This window comes from Brevibacillus sp. IT-7CA2 (assembly GCF_949767855.1).
Taxonomy (GTDB): domain Bacteria; phylum Bacillota; class Bacilli; order Brevibacillales; family Brevibacillaceae; genus Brevibacillus.
Genome location: NZ_CATKQT010000022.1, coordinates 504,334 through 520,308, shown reverse-complemented (window position 1 = coordinate 520,308; position 15,975 = coordinate 504,334). Strand labels below are relative to the sequence as shown.

Genomic DNA, 15,975 nt, shown 5'->3' with positions numbered 1-15,975 from the left:
CTCTATTCCTTTTTCATGATCGCATTCTCATAGATCGCCACTAATTGCTGTACGGCGCTCGTCGGTGAAATCTCGCCACTCGCAACGGCTCCCTCAATGGTGGGAAGCAGCTCGGCTACTTGCTGATTGCCGAAAAAGGTCGCGCGCAAGTAGTCCTGAGCCATACTGTGCATCCAATCGAGTAGCTGCGCTTTGCGCCTTGCCTCGAAGCTGCCTGATTGGACGGTGGTTTCACGAAATTGACCGATGACCTCCCAAATACCTTCAATGCCTTCCCCTGTCAGCGAAGAACACATGTATGCCTTCGTCTCCCAGCCAGTGGTTGCTGGCTGCAAGTAATGCAGAACACGATTGTATTCACCTTTGGCGATCAAGGCACGCGTGCGGTTTTCCCCATCGGCTTTGTTGATCAGAAGCGCATCCGCAATTTCCATGATGCCTTTTTTGATTCCTTGCAGTTCATCGCCCGCGCCTGTCAGCATCAGCAGTAAAAAGAAATCGACCATAGACCTGACTGTCGTCTCACTCTGTCCGACCCCGACTGTCTCGACCAAAATCACATCATAGCCTGCTGCCTCGCAGATCAGCATCGTTTCCCGCGTCTTCCGATTGACTCCGCCTAGCGTGCCGCCCGTGGCAGACGGTCGGATGAACGCCTGTGGATTGCGTGACAAGAGCTCCATCCGCGTCTTGTCGCCGAGAATGCTCCCGCGAGTAACCGTACTGCTCGGATCAACGGCCAAGACAGCGACACGATGACCTTTTTCGCAAAGCATACTCCCGAATGCTTCAATGAACGTGCTCTTGCCCGCACCTGGCACACCGGATATCCCTATGCGTATGGATTGACCTGTATGAGGAAGAAGCTGTTTGATCACCTCTTGGGCCATATCCATATGAGCGGGAGCGTTGCTCTCGACCAGCGTGATTGCCTGTGCCAAAACCGTTCGGCTGTTTTCCCGTACGCCTGTGACATATTGATCCACCGATAAGCGTGGGAGGCGCGCCTTGGAGGAAACGTTCAAGAAATTCTTGTCAGCCTTGCCCCCGGTCATTGTCCAGCAGCCTCCAGGCGATACACGATCTCTTGCAGAACGTGCTGGGCTGCTACAGGAATGACTGTTCCTGGCCCAAAGATAGCTGCGGCACCATGCTCTCGCAAAAAGGCGTAATCCTGCGCCGGTATAACACCACCTATGACGACGACAATATCCTCGCGTCCCAGCTTCTTGAGCTCTTCCACCAGTTGTGGCAGCAATGTTTTATGTCCTGCCGCAAGCGAGCTGAAGCCGATCACGTGCACGTCATTTTCTATCGCTTGCTTCGCAGTTTCCTCAGGTGTCTGGAACAACGGACCGATGTCGACGTCAAAGCCCAAATCGGCAAAAGCGGTGGCAATCACTTTCGCTCCCCTGTCATGTCCGTCTTGACCCATTTTCGCGATCATAATACGGGGACGTCTGCCTTCCCATTGCTCGAATTCGTCTGCCATCTTGCGCACAGCCGCTACTTCATCGGCATCTGCGTATTCGGAACTGTAGACGCCGCTAATAGAGCGAATGACCGCCTTGTGCCTACCCACAACCTTTTCATATGCATCCGATATTTCTCCCAAAGAAGCTCTTGCTCTCGCCGCTTCAATGGCCAGCTCCAACAGATTGCCTTCGCCCGTTTTTGCACATTCTGTAATGGCTTGAAGAGTTGCTTGCACTCTTGCCTCATCGCGGTTATTGCGCAGCTCCTGCAAACGTCTGATTTGCGCTTCCCGGACAGCTGTATTGTCGACTTCGAGAATTTCCAGTGGATCTTCTTTGTCCAGACGGTATTTGTTCACGCCAATAATGACTTCCTTCGCTGAATCGATATGTGCCTGACGGCGTGCAGCCGCTTCCTCGATCTTCATTTTCGGCAATCCCGTCTCAATTGCTTTTGCCATACCGCCAAGCGCTTCGATTTCTTCGATGTGCGCCCACGCTTTTTCCACGAGCTGCGCAGTTAAGGACTCTACGTAATAAGAACCTGCCCACGGATCGACGACCTTGGTTATCTCAGTTTCGTCCTGCAAAAACAACTGCGTATTTCGCGCGATTCTGGCAGAAAAATCTGTCGGCAACGCAATCGCTTCATCCAGTGCGTTCGTATGCAGAGATTGGGTATGCCCCAGAGCCGCGGCCATGGCCTCGATGCACGTCCGCACCACGTTGTTATATGGGTCCTGCTCCGTCAAGCTCCATCCGGACGTTTGCGAATGTGTCCGCAGTGCCATCGACTTTTCGTTTTTTGGATGGAACTGTTTGATCAGATTGGCCCAAATCAAACGGCCTGCACGCATTTTCGCCACTTCCATGAAGTAGTTCATGCCAATCGCCCAGAAAAATGACAGTCGTGGCGCAAACGCATCGATGTCGATGCCTGCTGCAAGACCAGTACGAACGTATTCCAAGCCATCTGCCAACGTGTAGGCCAATTCAATATCCGCGGTCGCACCCGCTTCTTGCAGGTGGTAGCCCGAAATACTGATGCTGTTGAATTTGGGCATGTGCTTGGAGGTGTAGGCAAAAATATCGGAAATGATCTTCATCGACGCTTCTGGCGGATAAATGTAAGTATTCCGAACCATGTATTCCTTCAAAATGTCATTTTGGATCGTTCCGGTAAGCTCCGCCTGCGATACTCCTTGCTCTTCTGCTGCCACGATATAGAACGCCATAATAGGCAAAACGGCTCCGTTCATCGTCATGGAGACGGACATTTGATCGAGGGGGATGCCGTCGAACAAGATTTTCATATCGAGAATGGAGTCAACTGCCACGCCTGCTTTCCCGACATCCCCAACTACCCGAGGATGATCAGAGTCATAGCCGCGATGTGTCGCAAGGTCGAAGGCAATCGACAGCCCTTTTTGTCCCGCAGCCAAATTCCGTCGGTAAAAAGCGTTACTCTCTTCCGCCGTAGAAAATCCGGCATATTGGCGAACCGTCCATGGCTGAGTCACGTACATCGTCGGATACGGTCCGCGCGTATACGGTGGCAAACCAGGCATGTAGCCGAGGTGATCCATGCCCTCCACATCTTCCATTGTGTAAAGAGGTTTTACAGGGATCTGCTCCAGTGTCTGCCACATTTGCTCCTTTCTTTGTGGGTTTGCACCCAGTTTGGGAAACAAATCAGACACATCTCGTTTGGACTGATAAGCCATATTTGAAAAATCAGGTCGCTTCATTATGAGCTCACTCCTATCCGCTCCTGGAGTTCTCGCAGCATCTCGTAGCAATTGGAACGCATGTGGATGCAATCATCTACTCCGGCAGCCTTATAAGTAGCCAACTGCTCCGCGTCAGGCAAGCCAGCCAACAGAACCGTCATCTGAGGTACACGTTGCTTGATTGCTTGTGCCAATGGCGGTACCTGCTCCGGATAACTCGCATCGTCCGAGCAAATGACCGTGATCATCGCACCCGATGCCACCGCAGCTTCTGCCGCCTCTACAGGGGTAGAGAATGCTTGCTTGCGCCATACGTCAAAGCCGCCAACCGCAAAAAACTCTGATGCGAAATCTGCCCGTGCCTTATGCTTTGCCACCGGACCCATCGTCGCCAAGAATACGGTCGGTCTTTTGCCTGTTGTTATCAAGAAATCATCTGCCTGTATCCGCAAGGCTTCAAAGCGCTCGGATGCCCGGTGAATGTGGAGTGGCTGGATGATAGTCTCCACTGAATCTTCACGTCTCATGGCTTTAGCGATATCTCCCAAAGTCGCTCCATGAAGGACTGCTTTTACTGCATGTGCCACGAGCTCGTCCGTATGTTTTGCCAACTCATCGAGCGCTGCGGGGACGAGAGTCGCGTCCTGTTTCAGCCGAAGGGATCGTGCTTCCGCTGCTCGCTCTTCGTGAATGCTCGGAAGACTCTCGGCCTTCAGTGGCTGCTCAGCCGTATTGGCATACATATTGGTTCCAACCAAACGCTTTTTACGCGTATCGATGCTCGTTGCTTTTTGATCCGCGATCTGGGCAATCAAGCCTTGTGGGAAGCCTGCTTCTAATGCGCTCAGCATGCCGCCGTGCTCTTCTACCTGCTGGAACAGCTCCCATGCTTTTTTCGCTAATGCATCTGTGAGCCATTCAACGTACCAAGAACCTCCCGCAGGATCGATCACTTTTGCCAAATGCGCTTCTTCTTGCAAAATAATTTGCGTATTTCTGGCAATTCTTCTTGAAAACTCATTGGCAGGGCGGATCGCTTCGTCAAATGCGGATACATGCAGACTGTCTGCACCACCAATAACGGCTGAGAACGCTTCTGTCGTGGAACGCAGCATGTTGACATACGGATCGTAAATCGTCTTCGTCCAGGCCGAAGTTCTGGCGTGAATCGTCATCTTTTGAGTTTCCGTTGATCCGCCGTAGGCCGCCACGATGTTTGACCAGAGCATTCTTGCAGCACGCAGCTTCGCGATTTCCATGAAGACGTCTGAACCGATCGAATACGAGAACTGCATACGTGGTGCGATATCCTCTATGGACAGCCCCCGCTCAAGCATCGCTTGCAAATAGTCGACCCCTGTGGCCAGTGAAAAAGCTAGTTCCGTTACTGCGTTTCCGCCGCCATCCTGATAAGGATTGCTTTGAACCAGAATCGTTTTCAGCGCTGGCGCATGATCTTTTGCCCATTTCGTCATGCTTGCCATGGTGTTATAAGCTGTCTGCAAGGAACAAGGGAGCTTGCCCTCTATGAGTAGAACCGCTACAGGGTCTTGCCCGATGCATCCGCGAAGCTCGGAGACTTGTTGGCCTGTCGATTCAACATGTGCCAAAAGGAGTGAAAGAATAGGCAAGCCAAGTGCTCCTGTGTTCACGTAAAGAGGGACCTCTGAAAGCTTCACCCCTTGAAATGCCTGCTCTACATCCTCTCGGCAAAAAACAGATACGCCTTTGTGACCAATCGTATCTGGCAATGCTTCGTCAGGATCAAGTCCAGCCAATGTCGCATGATCCACCATCAGATGCAGCATCGTTTGCCCGCGCCCTAAATCGTCTACGGCTGCCTGATTGAACGCACCGGCACTCGTTGCGATGATTTCCTGACAGACCTGCCATTTGTGTTCCTTTTGCTCGCCAGACTGCTGATTCCCTCTATGAAAAGGCGCCTCTCCTGGTAGCGCTTCCAGATGCGGCAATGTTTTGACATCTTCGTACCTATAGATTGGCTGGCGAACAATCCCCTCGTACGAATGCGTCAGTAGCTTGGCATCAAAAGATGCACCCTTTAGCGATTTTTCTGCCGCTTCCCGCCATTGCTCGTACGTGGGAACGGAAAATTCCTTGAACCATGTATGTTTGCTCACTCTTCCAGTCCTCCCCTTAAAAGCTGCTCCATTACGCTTGCTTCACCAGGAATAACGGCTGTCCATGCTCGACCAACTGACCGTTTTCCACCAAGATTTGGACAATCTCTCCTTTTACTTCTGCTTCAATCTCGTTAAACAGCTTCATGGCCTCGACAATACAGACAATCGTAGTTGGCTCTACCCGATCATTTACGGATACGTATGGTGCTGCGTCAACTGCAGGTGTTGCATAGAAGGTTCCGACCATGGGAGAAGTGATTTTGTACAAGTTTTCCGTCACTTCCTCCGATTTCTGAGGGGCTTCCACAGGGACTTTTTCGACTGGACGCTCAATCGCTTCTTTTTTAGGCAAAGAGACAACGGGTACCGCGGTCACGATTGGTGCACTTTTGATTTGTACGGGGGTTTGATGTACGGCTGTGACTTGATTCCCATTTCTTCGTTTGATACGCAAAGAAGAATCTTCATCGTTTACCTCAAAAGATTCTATGTCCGTCTGCTCCAATAGCTTCACAAGTTCTCGTAATTCGTAAATGGTAAGCACGACTATTCCTCCCCTATTCCCGAATCTGACTGGCACAATCTCACGAACCGACTAGTTGGACTGTTGCGATTACACAAGACCGACCAGTTGGTCTTTTCGATATTATAACAAATGTCAGAATACTAGTACAGACCAACTAGTTGGTCTGATTGAGTTATTTTATAAGGGACCATCAAGCGACTATGCCCCTGTCTCCTATCGAAAAGCTTGAGTGTAGCCGCATGATCCTTGTTAGCACCCCTACAATCGCTTGAAGGGATTTTCTTGTGATTGCAGGAAAAAACGTTGAAATGCCGGGTTTTCCATCGATTCTGATTTCAAAACGGAATGAAGAACCATATCAGCATAAATATCCGCGATTTGCTCGATCGAGTACGTCCCTGACTTTTGATACCATTTGTAAATCCAGTTCACCATGCCAAAGATAGCCATGGACACAATCGGCACAGGCAGCTCCGGGCGGAACTCACCCGATTCGATCCCGTCCGAAATGACGGTGAACATGATTTTTTTATAGCGATCCCTTTTCGTTTCAATATCCGTGTAGTACTCCGGAGCTAAAAACAAGCTTTCCTGATAAAAGATCGTAACCTGCGAGCGGTACAGATCAATCATCATAACGAAGGATTTTACGATGGCTTGCAGACGTTCTGTCGGGGTATCCCACTTCTCGTAAGCTTCCTCTGCTTTCTCCAACACATACGTAATAAATTGATCATGAATGATGTAGAGGAGTTCATCTTTTGATTTGAAGTTGTGATAAAATCCTCCCTTCGATGTGCCGCTTTCTTTCACAATTTGATCCACAGTCACTTTGTGGTAGCCATTTGCTTCAAACAAGCGCATGGATGTTTCAATAATACGTTCTCTGATTGATTTTTCGACCATTATCTTCACCCGTGAACATTATAGCATAACTACATAGCAAAAACGCCGATTCTCTTCGGTGAGAAATCGGCGTTTCTTCCTTAATTCGTTGGTGTAGAAACAGGTACGGCACCTGAATATTCTTCGAGCGTAATCCCTTTTTCTCCGATTTCTTGTGCGATCTCGGCCCCTACATAACGCAAATGCCACGGCTCATAAATATAGCCAGTAATCGAGTCTTTTCCCTCTGGGTAGCGAATGATAAACCCAAATTTCTCGACGTTTTCATCCAGCCACTTCGCTTCTTTGGTTCCGGCAAAGCAGCTCGTTGCTGCGCATTTGCCTTCCTTACCGGAGACGTCAATCGCTAGTCCCGTCTCATGCTCACTCGTCCCAGGAACGGCGCTGTAAGTCCGTGCCTTCTCTACGCCGTCTTTTTTTACATAGCGATTAAACAGCGCTTTCTGGTAGGCGTGGGAGCGATAGGCAGATACGCCAGCCAACTGGACACCGTCAGCCTGGGCTGCCGCAAATAACTGCTCAAGTGCACCAGCAGCTTCTTTGCGCATTTTGCGTTTCTCGCTCTTTTCCGGGAGCAAGTAAGGAACGTTTGGAAACACTAAATCATTTGGCTGATAGTTCTCTGGAAGCTTGCGTTGTTTGTTCACCAGTACAGCAACACTCTCAGGCTCACCCACGACCTCGATGTCCGGGAACGACAGCTCAGGTGGCTGACCCGCTGGTGGCTTTTCTGCCGGCTTCGTTTCCGTTGGTTTCGCTTTCTGGTGTTGCTCCGATTGTTCTTGCTTTGGTGTTTCAGCCGGTGGAGGCGTGGTCTCCTCCTTTGGCTTCGCTTCTTCTTTCTTTGGAGGAGTTGGCGTCTCCACGGATGATGGTGTCTGTGGTTCTTGTGGAGCAGCTGTACTGTTACATCCTGACAACACAAATGCCATTGCCGTTACGAGTACGAGCGGATGCAAAAGTCGGTGTCGAAAACTTCTCATTGTAACGTTCCTTTCGTTTTGGAGCTGATCCAATTATGTAGGTAATAAAAGTACGTACCTATTATGACATAATTGACCGGCGTTTCGTTACATGATTTATCGAGAAATCACGACCTGATCGATATTTAAGTAACCCGCTGGACTGATGGAGAAGCCCTGAATATGGTTGCTAATCACAGCCAAATTCTCCAGATTGCGAATCGGAACAACCAAAGCATCTTGCAGCTCCACTTCTTGTGCTTTTGCGTAGATGGCAAGTCTTTTGGCAGGATCTGTTTCGCTACGACCAGCCTCGATGAGATGATCCAGCTCGGGATTGCTGTATTGAAAACTGTTGCCAGCCCCGCCACCCGATGTATGAAACAAATTGTACTGATTGTAGTCGGCATCCCCGGTTGCATTTGCCCAGCCACTGACAAAAATCTCATGATCCTTCGTTTGCTCAATGGTTCGGACAAACTCATCGTAGCTAACAACTTTTAGCTCCGCGTCGATGCCGATCCCTTTTAATTGCGAGCGTATCACTTGGGCAACCAAGATTCGATCCCGTCTGTTGTAGGTAATCATATGAATAGGAAAACCATCTGGATAGCCCGCCTCTGCGAGCAACCGACGCGCTTGATTGATGTCGTACGGGTAGCTTTTCACAGTCGGACTGTAACCGAACACATGCGGTCCAATCGGTGAGTTCGCCTTTGTTCCCACATTGTTATACACCCCTTTAATGATCGCTCCCGTCTCGATCGCCATACTGATGGCTTTCCTCACACGGATATCATTCAGTGGTGGACGTGCTACATTAAACCCGATAAACTCCGTCCCGAGCGCATCACTACGGTACACACGCATCTGGTTGGAGGCTTGAATTCGATCTAGCTCCATGACAGGGATGGACTCTGCAATATGTGCTTCTCCATTCTCGACCATCGCAATGCGAGCCGCATCATCCGGAACAACCTTGAAGACGACTTGATCAAGCGTAGCAACCTCGCCCCAATAGGACTGGTTTTTGCTCAACGTAATTTGACTGCCAGGCTCCCATGATTGGAACTGATAAGGGCCAGTACCAACCGGGTGACGCGATAATTCCCGCCCGTATTTATCGATCGCAGTGGGGCTGATGATGCTCCCCTCGTGGCTGGCCAAAATAGAAAGCAAAGGCGCAAATGGCTTATGAAGAATGAATTGGACTCTGTACGGATCGATGACCCTTACCTGTTTTACTTTTTCGAACATGGCTGCCCGTGGAGAAGCCACCGCTGGATCTAATACACGATCAAATGTTTTCTTGACCGCCTGTGCAGTAAAGGGAGTCCCATCGTGAAAAACAACGCCTTGTCGGAGAGTAAACTCCCAAGTAAGATCGTCGATTTGTTCCCATGCCGTTGCCAACTGTGGCTGAATGTTCATGTTCCGATCTCGTTTGACGAGCCCTTCATACACTTTTCCTTGGACGACACTCGCCTCATTAATCGTCAAAATAAAATGGGGATCGAGATTTGCGGCATCCGACATACGCGCAATGATGAACGTCCCACCCTCAGCAACGTTTTGGGGTGTCGGTACGATTTGATTGTTATGAGGCGGCTCCTGACCGAAAGAACAGGCTGATATGGCGATGGTTGCTGCGAGTAACAGTCCAATTAGTCTGTGAATGGATGTCTGCGTGTACATTGGACCCTCCCTGCATGCTCTTCTGTTTACCTAGTTGTATGTTTAGCAAAAAGACCGCCCTTCTCCCATGTTTCCCGGAGAGTAGCGGTCCACACTCTATTCTTTTTCAAATAATCGTTTATACTCCCCGAAGCCTTCTTCCTCCAAACGATTCTTCGGAATGAAGCGCAATGCGGCTGAATTGATGCAGTAGCGCAATCCATTTTCTCCAGGACCGTCCTCGAAAACGTGGCCGAGATGAGAATCTGCATCTTTGCTGCGAACCTCTGTACGAATCATATTATGTGTCAAATCCACATGCTCAGTTACGGTTTCCTCTTGCAGTGGCTTGGTAAAGGATGGCCACCCGCAGCCGGAATCGAACTTGTCCAAGGAACTGAACAAAGGCTCGTTGGAGACGATGTCTACGTAGATGCCCTCTTCCTTGTGATCCCAGAATTCGTTCGTAAATGGACGTTCTGTCCCGTTATTTTGCGTCACCTCGTACTGGAGCGGAGTCAAGATTTTTTTCAATTCTTCTTGCTTCGCACGGTCGCGCCATGCTTCCTTGGTGAATTTCGCTCTGCCAGATGCCGCGCGGTAGTATTGGTAGCGAACCGGATTTTTCTTATAGTAGTCCTGATGGTATTCCTCTGCCGGATAGAATGGCTTGGCTGGCAAAATCAGCGTTGCAATGGGCCTTTGGAAACGACCGCTCGCATCCAGCTCTTGCTTGGATTTTTGCGCAAGCCTTTCTTGCTCTTCATTATGATAGAAGATCGCTGGCGCATACGATTGACCTCGATCACCGAATTGACCACCTGCGTCAGTCGGGTCGATTTGTCTCCAGAACATTTGCAGCAATTCCTCGTATGAGATGTTCGACGGATCATATGTGATTTGGATGGCTTCATAGTGTCCCGTCGTATCAGAGCATACCTGTTCATAGGTTGGGTTCTCGACATGACCGCCTGTATAGCCGGAGACGACTTTTTCAATGCCTGGCATCTTGTCAAACGGACTGACCATGCACCAGAAGCATCCGCCTGCAAAGGTTGCGATTTCGAATGGATGTGTATCGCTGTTCACGCATTTCGCCTCCTGTAAAAGTATGTACACTATCATTTACGATTGTACATGGTTTGTAAAAGCAAAGTCCACTCTGGAAGTACTGCGAGAGGGTTCCAAATAGGAAAGGAGACCTTTTTACACGAAAGGTCTCCTTTTCACTATCGGAATGCATGATCCTTCATTCGTATGTTGCTACTCTGACAGCGCTTTGGCAAATCCAGAGAGCATGACAACCATATGCGCAATTCCTTCTTCGAAGTCTTTCAAACGGATGGATTCGTTCGGCGCATGTACTTTGCAGCCAACCCAGCCTACCCCTGTACTGACAACAGGAAGCTTTAGCTGTTCACCGAAAATATACATCGGACCCGTGCCTGCCGCGTTTGGAGAAAGCACTGGTTCATGATCGTATATGAAGCGAGCCGTATCCAGTACGTGAGCAACAAATGGATGGTGGAAATCGGAGCGATACGCTTTTTGTCCGTTGATCATGGTGACGGTAATATCCGTAAAACCATGCTTCTCTAAATGATTCTCGATGCAATTCATGACGTGCTGTGGATCTTGTCCTGGGACAAGGCGGCAATCCAACTTGGCCTTCGCGCTTTTCGGCAGTACCGTTTTCGCGCCCTCTCCAGTATAGCCGCTATCCAGACCGCAAATGGTCATGGTCGGGTGAAAAACCATGGCTTCTCGTGGGTCCACATTATTTGCCGCGGTAATCAATGGGCGTTTCAAACCGTATAGCGCTGCTGTCGCCTCTTCACTGAACGGCAATTCGGAAACGACTTTCTTTTCATCCGTTGTCGGTTCCTCGATCCCATCGAAGAAGCCTTCGACCAAAATCTCGTTTTGCTGATTTTTCATCGTCGCCAATGCCTGTACCAAGCGCCACGCTGCATTGTCTACATACGCACCGACAGAGGAGTGCATGTCGATATCTGCCCCAACGCATGTCAGCTCTAGGTACGCCATTCCTTTGATCCCGGCAACCATGCTGATTCGCTCATTTTCGTCCTTTCCACCGAATTCCCAAATGCAGGCATCCGCTTGGAAAAGATCCTTGTACTCTCGAAGATATGGCTCCAGATTCGGGCTGCCGATCTCTTCTTCTCCTTCGATCAGGAACTTGATGTTGCAAGGCAAACCGCCTGCTTGCTGCTGCAAAATGTGAATCGCCGTCAGACGCGCAACGAGGTCACCTTTATTGTCGGCAGCACCACGCGCATACAGCTTTCCATCGATTATCGTCGGGTCAAACGGCTCCGTGTTCCACTCATGAAACGGCTCAGGTGGTTGAACATCGTAGTGATCGTAAAACAGGATCGTTTTGCTGGCGTCTCCTCCACTACCTGCTGCAAAAAACGCATACACGACTGGATTGCCGCCAAGATTGTCGAGTACCTTTGTCTCTCCACCAACCTCATGAATCATCTTGACCACGTATTCAACCGTCTCTGGGATGGCCTTATGCTGTGCGGATACGGTAGGAAAACGCAAATATTGCTTCAGCTTCTCGATTGCATGCGGCAAATTTTCTTGCACGATACCTATCACTTGTTCTTTGTTCACGATCGGGCACCTCCTTTTAGCATTTACCTGCTTATTCGACTTTCTCTTTTTGGTGTGCAACTAAATAGCTGTCAAACCAATCCGTTGTATATTGCAGTCTCAACACGCGTTGCTCAGGATCACCACTGCGGGATAGTTCATGACTGGCACCCGGGAAACGGACAAATGACACCGGGGCCTTGCCTTGATGCTTCAATGTTACATAAAGCTGCTCGGCCTGTTCGATCGGGCAACGGTAGTCATGTTCTCCATGCATGATCAGCAAAGGCGTCTCGATGTTCTCTACCAAGCGAATTGGTGAATGCTGCCACATTTTTTCCGGATTCGTGAATGGATTTGCCTGAATCTCTTCGGCAGTGAAGAAGTAACCGATATCACTCACACCGTAAAAGCTTACCCAGTTGCAAATACTCCGATCTGTTACACCCGCTTTGAATCGATTGGTTTTACCGACGATCCAGTTCGTCATGAAGCCACCGTAGCTGCCGCCTGCGACACCCAAGCGATCTTCATCGACAAAATCGAAATGATCGCATGCATATTGCACGGCCGTCATCAAATCGCTATAATCGTTCCCTCCATAGTCACCGCAGCAAGCCTGAACAAAACGCTCTCCGTAGCCAAAGCTCCCTCTCGGATTCGTATAGAGTACGGCGTAGCCTTTTGCAGAGAGCAGCTGGAACTCGTGGAAAAACGTATTTCCGTACATAGAGTGAGGCCCGCCATGAATTTGCAGAACCATCGGATATTTTTTTCCTTCTTCAAAACCGACAGGCTTGAGCATCCAACCGTGCAGCTTCCAGCCATCCTTCGCAACAAACTCCATTTCTTCTGGAACAGGGAGCTCAATGCCCGCAAATAGTTCTTCGTTCAGCGCTGTTAGACGTTTTTCTTCTCCGTCTTTCAGGCATACTTGATACAAGTCGCCCGGCGTAAACGGGTCACTGATGGCCGCAACCACCTTTTGTTCGTTTTCATGCAGCGAAAAGCCGTAAATATTCCGGTTGCCCGCTACAACATTCGTGACTTGTCCGTCTAGCGTTACGTGATAAATGCCGGAATTTCCTCGTTCGCTTGCGATAAAATACATGCCTTTTCCGTCCGCTGTCCATACAGCGCCTGGATTCGGGTGACCTGGCGATCGCATGTCTCCGATGGTGGAATCGCCAACCTGTACGTCCCAATCCGCTGTGATGCAAGTATAGTCGCCCTTTTCAAAATCATATACCCAGATGCGCTTCTGTGCTGCGTACAAATGCGTGTCCAATTCACTTCCGATATACGCTAGCTTTTTACCGTCGTGTGACCAGGTTGGATAGGCAAAAATCCCTTTGCTGTTGGTCAGCTTTTTCCATTCTCCCCCTTCAGAAGAGATGAGAAAAACGTCAACACTATGCTGAAAGTCAGGGTCTTCTGCTCGGTTCGCAGTAACAGCGATCCACTTTCCGTCCGGCGACCAGGACCCAATCGTATGATTGTACGGGCCATCGCTGAGTGGAGTAATCTCGCCAGTTTCTACATGAACAATGGCCAGCTGCTTGTTTTTCTCGTAAATGAACCCGAGATCATCGGATTTGTACTTCATTCTTCCGACATGAATGGCTTTGGCATTTTCTTTCTCCTCGGTTCCCTCGAGGTCTGCGAATGTTTCACCCTCATCCAAGATCGACGAGAAGACAATGTATTGGCCGTCAGGTGACCAAGTCGGATTGCTGACGCCGTTTTTGCAACGTGTGAGCTGCCTTGCTTCGCCTCCGTGTGCATCGATCAGCCAAATCTGTGGTTTTCCAGATCGATTCGAAACATAGCTAATCTTTGAACCATCCGGTGACCAGCGCGGAAAGGTGTCGCGGGAGCCAGACGTCAATGGCTGTGGATCATCCGCATCCAATCTGCGTAAAAATAAGTGATTTTGGTATGCGTGGGACTCATCGATTTGATTTTCCACATAGGCAAGCGTTTTTCCGTCTGGTGATAGCTGCGGATCGCTCGCGTACCGCATTTGATACAAATCTTCAGCCGTTATGCCTCTTTTTGCTTGCGTCATCCTAATCACTCCTCGATTTTATTGGTGGATGCAAGTTGCTCCAAAAAGAACTGGGAAATCTTTTGATTCAACGTGATGTGATTGTCCAGCTTTTCGGTAAAGTGACCTTCATCCTCAAAAATGTGCAAATCGACTTCTTGTCCCCTGCCTCGCATGTCCGCTACGAGCTGTTCTGCTTCGCTGACAGGAACACGCGTATCATTGCGCCCGTGGAATACGAGAAGCGGAGCCGTGATCTTATGGGAATGATTCAAAGGAGCAATTTCTTCAAAAAAGTCATCGTCTTCGCCGAGGAACCCATACTCCACCTCACGCAATCTCCGTCTCCATGCCCCAGTGTTCTCCAGAAAGGTTTTGAAGTGGGAAATCCCCACAATATCAACACCTGCGGTCCACAGGTCAGGGTACTGCGTAAGCGCAGCCAATGTCATGAATCCTCCGTAGCTGCGGCCCATGATACCGATCGCATTCGGGTCAACGCTTGGACGTTTGCCTAAATCTTTGACCAGCCAAGCCAAATCTGCTACAGAATCCATACGCTTGCGTCGATCATCGAGCTGGACATATTCCCGACCGTAACCCATGCTGCCGCGAACATTCGGTGCTACCACCGTAAAGCCTTCGTTCGCCAAAAATTGAAAAACAGGATGATACTCCGGTCGAATTTGGCTCTCTGGCCCGCCATGGACGTAAACGACGACTGGTTTTTTCTCGGCATTCTCGGATATATCTTTGGCATAGAGGAAATACGGCACTTCCAAGCCATCAAAAGAGTGAAAGGTGCACAATTTTGGCTCGATGAGTTTATCTTCCAGAGCATCGGATTGACCAATGTTCGTCACACGTCGGCTGGTTTGCTCCGAAATGGTATACGTCCAGATGTCTCCTGGAAGTGTAGGGCTTTTCAGCGTAAAAGCGAGCTGATCATCACTCACCCAGGCCAAGGAAGAGATCACTCCACGTGGTGCTTCCTCCACCCGCTCCCAGCGTTGCTCTGTCAAGGAATAGAGAGCAAGAACGGAGTAGCCTCCTTCATTGATCGTGAAGGCAAGAAGCGTCTCGTCGGGAGATAATTTGGCCTCCTCGATGTCCCATTTCGGGTCGTGCACCAGTTTGTCCAGCTCTCCTGTACGCAGTGAAAAGCGGCACAACGCTTTCGTGTTTTCATCGCGGTCGGTTACGAGATATCCCGTTTGGCCGTCTTTAGACAGTAGCAAGGAATGGTAGCGCGCATGTTTGCTGCAAATGGCGAGCTTTTGTGCTTCCTTCGTTTGCAGATTCAACAAATACAAGCAATTGTCAATGTTGGTCTCCTGCACGCTGAAAATGAGTCCTGTCCCGTCTGGCAGCCAGCCGATTGGATCGGTGCGCCCATCATAGCGGAAGACTTCTTCATACGCACCACTCTCGACATCCTGTATAAAAATATCAAAGCTGCGCGGATTGCGACGATTGCTGGACCACGCGATCTTTTGCCCACACGAAGACCAGCCTCCCAAATAGTGAAAATAATCAGGAGCATCTGTCAGCGGCTTCACAACTGCACCATTTTCCGTTAGCAAAAAGAACTGCTGCCGCTCGTCTCCCTTGTTGTCCATACCGACAATCGTTTTCGTTCCGCACGGGGAATGGTCAACTGCTACCACACGATCAGGCAAAAAGCTCACTTGCTCCGAGCGGTTGGACTCTTCATTCCAGCGCCACAACTGCGCGATACCTGTCAGCTTCGTTAAAAAGGTAATCTCTCTACGCTGCGGTACCACCTTCAATTGATACGCGGATTTCACTTGCAGATAGTCCAAAATCACGAGAAGTCATCCTTTCCTGTTTTGCTAGATGTTCCTTGGAGTATGTAAAGAGAAAAAAGA

General features: G+C 49.7%; 11 protein-coding genes. All 11 read right to left on the bottom strand.

Annotation, left to right across the window (positions count from 1 at the left end; all coding sequences use genetic code 11):
* Positions 1–2 precede the first annotated feature (2 nt).
* Positions 3–1,055 (bottom strand): methylmalonyl Co-A mutase-associated GTPase MeaB, encoded by a 1,053-nt coding sequence (meaB, locus tag ACM6JA_RS15525; protein WP_414852986.1) that lies wholly within the window; start codon positions 1,053–1,055, stop codon positions 3–5.
* A complete protein-coding gene (scpA, locus tag ACM6JA_RS15520) occupies positions 1,052–3,223 on the bottom strand; it encodes a methylmalonyl-CoA mutase (RefSeq protein ID WP_414852985.1) in 2,172 nt (723 codons plus the stop codon). The genes meaB and scpA overlap by 4 nt, the downstream gene beginning before the upstream one ends.
* Positions 3,223–5,346, bottom strand: coding sequence for a methylmalonyl-CoA mutase family protein (locus ACM6JA_RS15515; protein WP_414852984.1), 2,124 nt, complete (start codon positions 5,344–5,346; stop codon positions 3,223–3,225). Before ACM6JA_RS15515 ends, scpA begins: the two co-directional genes overlap by 1 nt.
* 31 nt (positions 5,347–5,377) lie before the next feature.
* Positions 5,378–5,893 carry an acetyl-CoA carboxylase biotin carboxyl carrier protein gene (gene accB, locus ACM6JA_RS15510; protein ID WP_414852983.1) on the bottom strand — a complete coding sequence of 172 codons (516 nt, stop codon included), beginning with the start codon at positions 5,891–5,893 and terminating at the stop codon, positions 5,378–5,380.
* Between the two features lie 240 nt (positions 5,894–6,133).
* A complete protein-coding gene (locus ACM6JA_RS15505) occupies positions 6,134–6,781 on the bottom strand; it encodes a TetR/AcrR family transcriptional regulator (protein ID WP_414852982.1) in 648 nt (215 codons plus the stop codon).
* A gap of 80 nt (positions 6,782–6,861) precedes the next feature.
* The gene (locus ACM6JA_RS15500; protein WP_414852981.1) at positions 6,862–7,764 is read right to left on the bottom strand and encodes a D-alanyl-D-alanine carboxypeptidase family protein; all 903 of its coding nucleotides are present in this window, start codon (positions 7,762–7,764) and stop codon (positions 6,862–6,864) included.
* A gap of 96 nt (positions 7,765–7,860) precedes the next feature.
* Complete coding sequence (locus ACM6JA_RS15495; protein WP_414852980.1) at positions 7,861–9,438, bottom strand: glutathione ABC transporter substrate-binding protein; 1,578 nt, start codon at positions 9,436–9,438, stop codon at positions 7,861–7,863.
* A 96-nt stretch (positions 9,439–9,534) separates the two neighbouring features.
* Complete coding sequence (msrA, locus tag ACM6JA_RS15490; RefSeq protein WP_414852979.1) at positions 9,535–10,506, bottom strand: peptide-methionine (S)-S-oxide reductase MsrA; 972 nt, start codon at positions 10,504–10,506, stop codon at positions 9,535–9,537.
* Positions 10,507–10,680: 174 nt separating this feature from the next.
* Positions 10,681–12,060: a M20/M25/M40 family metallo-hydrolase gene (locus ACM6JA_RS15485; RefSeq protein WP_414852978.1), complete on the bottom strand. Its 1,380-nt coding sequence runs from the start codon at positions 12,058–12,060 to the stop codon at positions 10,681–10,683.
* Positions 12,061–12,091: 31 nt separating this feature from the next.
* Positions 12,092–14,107 carry a S9 family peptidase gene (locus ACM6JA_RS15480; protein WP_414852977.1) on the bottom strand — a complete coding sequence of 672 codons (2,016 nt, stop codon included), beginning with the start codon at positions 14,105–14,107 and terminating at the stop codon, positions 12,092–12,094.
* A 5-nt stretch (positions 14,108–14,112) separates the two neighbouring features.
* Positions 14,113–15,915, bottom strand: coding sequence for an alpha/beta fold hydrolase (locus tag ACM6JA_RS15475; RefSeq protein ID WP_414852976.1), 1,803 nt, complete (start codon positions 15,913–15,915; stop codon positions 14,113–14,115).
* Between the last annotated feature and the right edge of the window lie 60 nt (positions 15,916–15,975).

What these genes read in the sequence shown, in the direction of transcription:
- ACM6JA_RS15500 (WP_414852981.1), bottom strand. Translation starts at nt 7,764, where the DNA reads ATGAGAAGTTTTCGACACCGACTTTTGCATCCGCTCGTACTCGTAACG.
- ACM6JA_RS15480 (WP_414852977.1), bottom strand. Translation starts at nt 14,107, where the DNA reads ATGACGCAAGCAAAAAGAGGCATAACGGCTGAAGATTTGTATCAAATG.
- ACM6JA_RS15505 (WP_414852982.1), bottom strand. Translation starts at nt 6,781, where the DNA reads ATGGTCGAAAAATCAATCAGAGAACGTATTATTGAAACATCCATGCGC.
- meaB (WP_414852986.1), bottom strand. Translation starts at nt 1,055, where the DNA reads ATGACCGGGGGCAAGGCTGACAAGAATTTCTTGAACGTTTCCTCCAAG.
- ACM6JA_RS15495 (WP_414852980.1), bottom strand. Translation starts at nt 9,438, where the DNA reads ATGTACACGCAGACATCCATTCACAGACTAATTGGACTGTTACTCGCA.
- scpA (WP_414852985.1), bottom strand. Translation starts at nt 3,223, where the DNA reads ATGAAGCGACCTGATTTTTCAAATATGGCTTATCAGTCCAAACGAGAT.